At 66.6% G+C, this 6,828-nt stretch carries 5 protein-coding genes and 1 tRNA gene; 1 reads left to right on the top strand and 5 read right to left on the bottom strand.

Annotated elements, in window-relative coordinates; genetic code table 11:
- The 5 genes from VED21_RS19280 to VED21_RS19260 form a co-directional block, all read right to left on the bottom strand.
- On the bottom strand, positions 1-516 hold a 516-nt coding region (locus VED21_RS19280; RefSeq protein ID WP_324885002.1), incomplete at its 3' end, for a TniQ family protein.
- A 352-nt stretch (positions 517-868) separates the two neighbouring features.
- A tRNA-Ile gene (locus VED21_RS19275) sits at positions 869-944 on the bottom strand.
- A 127-nt stretch (positions 945-1,071) separates the two neighbouring features.
- Positions 1,072-3,051: an RNA polymerase sigma factor RpoD gene (rpoD, locus tag VED21_RS19270; RefSeq protein WP_324885000.1), complete on the bottom strand. Its 1,980-nt coding sequence runs from the start codon at positions 3,049-3,051 to the stop codon at positions 1,072-1,074.
- A 173-nt stretch (positions 3,052-3,224) separates the two neighbouring features.
- The gene (gene dnaG / locus VED21_RS19265; protein ID WP_324884998.1) at positions 3,225-5,141 is read right to left on the bottom strand and encodes a DNA primase; all 1,917 of its coding nucleotides are present in this window, start codon (positions 5,139-5,141) and stop codon (positions 3,225-3,227) included.
- A 121-nt stretch (positions 5,142-5,262) separates the two neighbouring features.
- The gene (locus tag VED21_RS19260; protein WP_324884996.1) at positions 5,263-5,727 is read right to left on the bottom strand and encodes a GatB/YqeY domain-containing protein; all 465 of its coding nucleotides are present in this window, start codon (positions 5,725-5,727) and stop codon (positions 5,263-5,265) included.
- A 270-nt stretch (positions 5,728-5,997) separates the two neighbouring features.
- On the opposite strand from VED21_RS19260, the gene VED21_RS19255 reads away from it, so the two are divergent.
- Positions 5,998-6,828: carbamoyl phosphate synthase small subunit (locus VED21_RS19255; RefSeq protein ID WP_324884994.1), on the top strand; the 831-nt coding region annotated here is incomplete at its 3' end.

Here is a 6,828-nt window from a genome sequence, read left to right as displayed (position 1 = left end):
CATCCCTTCGGTCCGGCTTCGGCGCAGGATGTTGACCGATTCGCCGCAGGAGGTGCAGCGGTCTACCAGAAGACGCCGGTGCTTTGGGCAGGCGACCAGGAAGCCCAGACGCCACGTCAGGCGCAGGTAGGGTTGCGCGTCTTCCGTCAGGCAGCAAGGGCAGACCTGCTGTCCATAGGAGCGGCGGGCGTCCTCACGCCCGGCCGGCGGCAGCCAAGGCAGCTTGATCAGGCCATCGTCGGTGCCGAACAGGCGACCGGCCCAGCGCCGGAAGGTTCCCAGCCTGATCTGCTCGGCATCGATGCCGGTCGCCTCCGCCAATCGGTGGAGCAGGACGTCGTCGGCATGGCGGTCGAGGTCCCGTGGGTAACGGTAGCCGCCGGGCTGGAGAATCGCAAAGAGCTCACTGGGCGGCAGCCCGTTCCCACCGGCGAGCCGAGCGAACCAGGACGATATCGACTCATCCGGCAAGGGAGCCGGCCGTCCGGGCCAACGGTCGTCATCCCTCCAGGCCATCGCTCCACCCAATCGATAGAGACAGGGGAGCCCATGATCTTGGAATCCGGCGCCAGCGTCTTCGCCGCATCCGGCGAATCGGCGGCTTCAATGGGGACGGCTAATCGGCGATGCCTTTAGGCGAGACGGACCCGATTCTCGGGATGGCGCGGACGAATCGGAAGGCGGGAACTGCGGAACACATCAGAACCGCTCGATGGACCCGCCAAACCACTGAAAACGCTGGGTACGTACGGCGCCGAGGAGTCCTGATCTGTCTCACCTATGCGCGTCGCTCTCTCACGCATAAGCATCAATTCCTGCCTAAAGGCGAAAGCGACAACCACCGGTGGGGACACGACCTTGGAAAGCTTGGTGGGCCCGGCCGGATTCGAACCGACGACAACACCGTTATGAGCGGCGCGTTCTAACCGCTGAACTACAGGCCCACGGGGCGCTGAATGTGGCGGCAAAACGTGCGGGACGCAAGTGCTTCCACAACCGATCGGACCCGCAAACGAAAAGCCCCCTCCCGTTGCCGGGAAGGGGCTCCGTCGTTGCTGCAAACCGCCTGGATCAGGTGTCCAGGAAGCTGCGCAGCTTGCGCGACCGCGAGGGGTGCTTCAGCTTGCGCAGCGCCTTCGCCTCGATCTGGCGGATGCGCTCGCGCGTCACGTTGAACTGCTGGCCGACCTCTTCCAGCGTGTGGTCGGTGTTCATGCCGATGCCGAAGCGCATGCGCAGGACCCGCTCCTCACGCGGCGTCAGCGAGGCCAGGACGCGGGTCGTCGTCTCGCGCAGGTTCGCCTGGATGGCGGCGTCGAGCGGCAGCACCGCGTTCTTGTCCTCGATGAAGTCGCCGAGGTGCGAATCCTCCTCGTCGCCGATCGGCGTCTCGAGGGAGATCGGCTCCTTGGCGATCTTCAGGACCTTGCGCACCTTCTCCAGCGGCATCATCAGCCGTTCCGCCAACTCCTCCGGAGTCGGCTCGCGGCCGATCTCGTGCAGCATCTGGCGGCTGGTGCGGACCAGCTTGTTGATCGTCTCGATCATGTGCACCGGGATGCGGATGGTGCGCGCCTGATCGGCGATCGAGCGGGTGATGGCCTGTCGGATCCACCACGTGGCGTAGGTCGAGAACTTGTAGCCGCGCCGGTACTCGAACTTATCCACCGCCTTCATCAGGCCGATGTTGCCCTCCTGGATCAGGTCCAGGAACTGCAGGCCGCGGTTCGTGTACTTCTTGGCGATCGAGATGACGAGGCGTAGGTTGGCCTCCACCATCTCCTTCTTGGCGCGGCTGGCTTCCTTCTCGCCCTTCTGGACGGTCGAGACGATGCGGCGGAACTCGCCGATCGGCAGCTTGGCCTCGTCGGCGATGCCGCTGATGGCCTCGCGCGTCTTCAGGATGTCGCTCTCGTACTTCTCGACGAACTTGCCCCAGGTCTTGGGGTTCAGCGTGCGGATGCGCTCCAGCCAGTTCGGGTCCAGCTCGTGGCCGAAGTACTGGTTCAGGAAGTCCTCGCGCTTCACTCGCACGTCGGTCGCCATGCGCAGCAGCCGGCCTTCGAAGCCGGTCAACTTGCGGTTCAAGGCGTAGAGCTGTTCGACGAGCTGCTCGATGCGCTGGTTGTTCAGGCGCACCGTGTTCATCAGCTCGACCATCTCGAGCTTCAGCTTGTCGTACTTCTTGTCCGACTGCTTGTGCACGTCCTCGCCGCGCTGCATGGCGGCGATGCGGGACTCGTGCAGCTTGTGCAGCTTCTCGTAGGTCGCCTTGATCTTCTCGAAGGTCTCCAGGACCTGCGGCTTCAGCGCGGCTTCCATGGCCGACAGGGACAGGTTGTTGTCCTCGTCGCCCTCGCCTTCCGGATCGCCCTCGGCCTCCGGGGCTTCCGGCGCCTCGCGCTCGCCCTCGCCTTCCTCGCGCTCGCTGGCTTCGCCTTCCGCCAGAGCCTCGGGCGGCACGCCTTCCGGCAGTTCACCGTCCGGGCCGCCGCCGTAGGTGGCATCCAGATCGATGATGTCGCGCAGCAGCATCTTCCCTTCGAGCAGGGAATCATGCCACTCGATGATGGCGCGGATGGTCAGCGGCGATTCGCAGATCGCCCCGATCATCATCTCGCGCCCGGCCTCGATGCGCTTGGCGATGGCGATTTCGCCCTCGCGCGACAGCAGCTCCACCGAACCCATCTCGCGCAGGTACATGCGCACGGGGTCATCGGTACGGCCGATGTCGTCGTCGTCGAGGTTGCCCGACGAGCGGCTTTCGCCGTCCGAACGCTCCTCGGCGTTGGCGTTATCGTCCTGCTCTTCGGACTCGACGATGTTGATGCCCATCTCGGACAGCATCGCCATGGTGTCCTCGATCTGCTCGGACGACGACTGGTCCGGCGGCAAGGCGGAATTCAGCTCGTCATAGGTGACGTAGCCGCGCTCCTTGCCGCGGGCAATCATCTTCTTGACGGCAAGACCCATGCCGTCCATGAGCGGACCGTCACCGGACTCTTCCCGGTTTTCGGACGACTCGACGCTGTTCGCTGCTTTCGTGGCCATGCGACTGCTGCCCCCGCATTACCCCAGACTGAAAAGAAAACACGATACGAAGGCCAGCGTCACGCTGGGCCGTTCGTTTCGCCGCACCCCGGTTCCGTATCGTTCCGAACCAATCCCGGCTCCGCTCTCTGCTTCAATGCCCCGTTCTGCCGATCGTCCCGCCCGTGCGGCGGTCAATCGTCGGGGTCCGAGTCATCGATACCCATTCCGGTCCTGATGACCTCCTGCCGAAGCGCATCGACCCGCGCCAACGCCTGTTCGCTGTTCTCGCGTATCAACGCCGCTTCCGCCTCTCTCAATTCGGCCCTGACCTGCCGATGGTGCACATGACGCCACGTCGGCCACCACCCCCGTCTGGCTTCCTCATCCGAGGCTTCCGGGCGCGCGAAGCGGCCATGGTCATAGGTCGACTTGCCGAGCAGAGTTGCCAAAATGCTATCAAAGCCGGCGGAAGACAAATGGCTGCGCAAACCGGCGGCGTCAAGCCCCGAGTCGCGTTCCGAGTCGCGCGCCAGCACAGCAATCAGCGCTTGACGGAGCTCTTCGAGCGGTCCGGGCGGGAAAGGAAGCATTCCCAGGGCCTCTCCCACCTCGTCAAACAACCCTGGATGGTTGATGACGGCGGCCAGCAGCACCCGTTCGCGCGCTTGTTCCTGTGACAACCGGCGGGGATCACCCCTTTTATGCCCTGGCGGAGGCGAGGTGCGCAGTCCGGGTTGCCCCGGTTGGTGCCGCTGCGGTCCCCGATTCGCACCCCGCTGGCCGGGCTGCCAGGGCGCGCGCGGCGCGCCGCCGGAAGCCGGCTTGCGCACCCAGCCGAACGCCTCGTCGACGCGGGCGCGCATCTCCGTGCGGTAAAAGCCCTGCACGGTGCGGTCGGCGATCTGGTCGACGCGCGCCTCCAGCGCCGCCTTGATGGCCGCCTTCGATTCGGGGGTATCGGCGCGCCTGCCCTCCGTCTCCATGCGCCACACGGCGGCGGCGAGCGTGATGGCCTCGTCCAGCACCGCCTGCATGGCCTTGGGCCCGTGCACGCGGATCAAGCTGTCGGGGTCCTCCCCTTCCGGCAGGAAGGCGACGCGGGCGGAATGGCCGGGGGCGAGGTGCGGCAGAATGCGCTCCACCGCCCGCCACGCGGCGCGCCGTCCGGCGTTGTCGCCGTCGAAGCACAGGAACGGTTCCTTCTCGGCGCCGGGGATGAGTTTCCACAGTTCCTGGATCTGCGTTTCGGTCAGCGCCGTGCCCAGCGGCGCCACCGCCCCCTCGAATCCGGCGCGCACCAGCGCGATGACGTCCATGTAACCTTCGGCGACGATCACCGGCTGCCCGTCCGCCGCCGCCTGCCGGGCGCGCGACAGGCCGTAGAGCAGCGTGCCCTTGTGGAAGAGCGGCGTGTCGGCGGTGTTGACGTACTTCGGCCCATCCCCTTCCAGGATGCGGCCACCGAACGCCACCACCTGGCCACGCCGGTCGGTGACCGGGAACATGACGCGGTTGCGGAAAAAGGCGAAGGGGGAGCGTCCGTCGTCCGGCCGTTTCAGCAGGCCGACGGTGACCATGTCCTCCTCAGGGAAGCTCTGCTTCAGCAGGTGCTGGCGCAACGCCCCGGCGTCGCCCGGCGCGAAGCCCAGGCGGAAGCGGGCGATCGCCTCGTCGTCCAGTCCGCGCCTGCGCAGGTACTCCAGCCCGGCCCGGCCGGCGGGCGTGTAGAGCTGCTGCTCGAACCAGCGGCAGACCTGCTCCAGCAGGTCGTTGAGCGTCTTGCGCCGCTCGTAGCGCTGGCGGTCCTCCTCGGTCGGACGCGGCACCGGCAGCCCGGCCTCGGAGGCAAGTGTTTCCACGGCCTCGGGGAAGGCGAGGTTGTCGTGGCGCATGACGAATCCAATGATGTCGCCATGAGCCCCGCAACCGAAGCAATGAAAGAAGCCCTTCTGGTCGTTGACGTAGAAGGACGGCGTCTTCTCGTTATGGAAGGGACACGGGGCCTTATACTCGCGGCCGGCGCGGATCAGGCGCATGCGCTTGCCGACCACCTCGGACAGCGCCAGCCGCATGCGCAGCTCTTCGAGGAATTGGGGCGGAAAGGCCATCGGGCTCCGATCAAGCGCACGGGAAAGGCGCAACGCTATAGCAGAACGGTTAAGACCCCGCCAATGGAGCGCGAGCTAAGCCCTAATCCCCCTCTCCCGCCCCGGGAGAGGGGGAACATGCTCAGCCGCCCGACAGCGCTTGCTTGACCAGCCCACTCGCCTTCGAGAAGTCCATCTGGCCGGCGTAGCGGGCCTTCAGTTCGGCCATCACCTTGCCCATGTCCTTCACGCTGGCGGCCCCGGTCTCGGCGACCACGCCCCTGATGGCGGCCATCGCCTCCTCCTCGCTCATCTGTTTCGGCAGGAAGCCCTCGATGATGGCGATCTCGGCGCGCTCCTTGTCGGCCAGTTCGGGCCGGCCGCCCTTGTCGTACAGCTCGATGGATTCGCGGCGCTGCTTGATCATGCCCTGCATCATGGAGAGCATCTCGTCCTCGCCGATGCCGTCGGTGACGCCGCGGCCGCGGGCCTCGATGTCCTTTTCCTTCAGCTTGGCGATGATCATGCGCACCGCATCGACGGTGGGCTGGTCCTTGGCGCGCATGGCCGTCTTCAGGGCCTCGCTCAGGCGCTCGCGCAGCGACATGGTCTCGTTTCCTTCTTTCCGATCGGCGTGGCGATACCTAGCGCATTCCTCCTCCGGCATCCAGACATGACGGGGAAGCGAAACGAGCGCTGGAAATCCTTCCCCCGATCGACATATACGTTGACCGGCCCACCGCTCCTGACTATTCGTCCCAGGCTTCCGCCCGCCCGAAACGGGCGGGTGCGGTGTGCCGCGCGGGCCGCATCGCCGACGCCGTCCCGCGTGAAGCCATATGTTGCCCGCGGCAGGCGTTGTTAAGGTCCGGATCCGATGCCCGACAGCAATCTCCCCGAAGTCCACACCGGTGTGCTCGTTCTCGCCGATGGAACCGTCTTCCGCGGCCGCGGCATCGGTGCCGTCGGGGATTCGGTGGGCGAGGTGTGCTTCAACACCTCCATGACCGGCTATCAGGAGATCCTGACCGACCCCAGCTACGCCGGGCAGATCATCACCTTCACCTTCCCGCACGTCGGCAACGTCGGCGCCAACGCCGAGGACGTGGAAACGACGACCCCGGCGGCGCGCGGCCTGATCCTGCGCGCCGACATCACGGACCCGTCGAACTGGCGCGCCACCCGCCACCTGGACGACTGGCTGAAGAGCTTCGGCCTGATCGGCCTGGCCGGCATCGACACCCGCCGCCTGACCCGCCGCATCCGCGACCTGGGCGCCCCCAACGGCGTCGTCGCCCACAACCCGAAGGGCGAGTTTGACCTGGAGGCGCTGCGCGCCAAGGCCGCCGGCTGGCCGGGGCTGGAGGGCATGGACCTCGCCAAGGACGTGTCCTGCCGCCAGACCTACAGCTGGGACGAGGCGGGGTGGACCCTGGGCAAGGGCTATGGCCGGCAGGAGAACCCGCGCTTCCACGTCGTCGCCATGGATTTCGGCGCCAAGCGCAACATCCTGCGCTGCCTCGCCTCGTCCGGCGCCGACGTCACGGTCGTGCCGGCCACGGCCACGGCTGAGGACGTGCTGCGCCACGATCCCGACGGCATCTTCCTGGCCAACGGCCCGGGCGACCCGGCAGCGACCGGCGCCTACGCCGTGCCGACCATCCGCGCCCTGGTCGACAGCGGCAAGCCGGTGTTCGGCATCTGCCTC

Source organism: Azospirillum sp., from assembly GCF_035627195.1.
GTDB lineage: Bacteria > Pseudomonadota > Alphaproteobacteria > Azospirillales > Azospirillaceae > Azospirillum.
The sequence above is the reverse complement of the archived record's forward strand: the minus strand, read 5'-3'. Positions and strand labels throughout refer to the sequence as shown.

What these genes read in the sequence shown, in the direction of transcription:
- VED21_RS19260 (WP_324884996.1), bottom strand. Translation starts at nt 5,727, where the DNA reads ATGTCGCTGCGCGAGCGCCTGAGCGAGGCCCTGAAGACGGCCATGCGC.
- rpoD (WP_324885000.1), bottom strand. Translation starts at nt 3,051, where the DNA reads ATGGCCACGAAAGCAGCGAACAGCGTCGAGTCGTCCGAAAACCGGGAA.
- dnaG (WP_324884998.1), bottom strand. Translation starts at nt 5,141, where the DNA reads ATGGCCTTTCCGCCCCAATTCCTCGAAGAGCTGCGCATGCGGCTGGCG.